Origin of the sequence: Aeromonas aquatica, assembly GCF_000764655.1 — a bacterium.
Taxonomy (GTDB): domain Bacteria; phylum Pseudomonadota; class Gammaproteobacteria; order Enterobacterales; family Aeromonadaceae; genus Aeromonas; species Aeromonas aquatica.
This window is the reverse complement of record NZ_JRGL01000076.1, coordinates 1-918: the sequence shown is the minus strand read 5'-3', so window position 1 is coordinate 918 and position 918 is coordinate 1. Positions and strand designations below refer to the sequence as shown.

Annotated in this window: 1 protein-coding gene and 1 pseudogene; both read left to right on the top strand. The window is 48.4% G+C overall.

The features are described from left to right. Positions 1 to 426: sugar transferase (locus LG30_RS0107880; RefSeq protein ID WP_033130161.1), on the top strand; the 426-nt coding region annotated here is incomplete at its 5' end. Positions 427 to 485: 59 nt separating this feature from the next. Beyond that, positions 486 to 918: pseudogene (locus LG30_RS0107875) on the top strand (polysaccharide biosynthesis protein); the annotation flags it as partial.

Sequence of the window (918 nt, the reverse complement as noted above, 5' to 3'; positions counted from 1 at the left end):
CGACATAAGAAGCCGTTTAAGTTGATTAAATTTCGCACCATGTCGGTCGATACCCAGTCGGTGGCGAGCCACTTGGCGAGCACAAGTTCGATCACCAAGTTAGGGGCTTTTTTACGCAAGACTAAAATTGATGAACTGCCACAACTGATCAATGTGCTCAAAGGTGAGATGAGTTTGGTTGGGCCGCGACCTAATCTCTTTAATCAGGAGGCGCTGATCAAAGAGCGTGATGCCTTGGGGGTTTATGAGGTGTTACCTGGGATTACCGGGTTGGCACAGGTACAAAATATCGATATGTCGACCCCTGCTTTGCTTGCCAAAACAGATCGGCAGATGATCGATTCCCTCACCTTAACTAGCTACTTTCGTTATATCATCATGACGGCAACCGGCAGCGGTGCTGGCGATGCGGTTGGATCGAAATAGTATTACGCCGAGTTACTTCACCTTATCTTCCTTACCGTTATTAACGAGATGGTGCCATTATGTTGACCTCTTTCTTGGCTATCCCCCGTGTTTATAAACGGGGGATTAGCGTTTGTGCTGATCTGCTATTGCTAACTTTGGCATTCTGGGGCGGTTATTGGGTGCGGCTGGATGCCAATATTCCATTGCAGAGTGTGCTGCACTGGCAAATGCTGGCATTGTTGCTGCCGATCACCATCGTAATATTTATGCGGTTGGGGCTGTATCGTGCGGTATTACGCTATGTCGGTTTCAAGGTGTTGTGGACGGTGTCACTCGGTGTTCTACTTTCTACCATGTCTTTGGTAATGCTAGCATTTTTTATGGAAGTTCCACTTCCTAGAACCGTATCAGTGATCTATTTTGCTTTTTCAGTGTTGCTGGTCGGTGGTGTGCGGCTGTTTTTCCGGGCGCTGGTACAGCGCAGTGGTCAGCAACGAGTGGCGGTGCTGA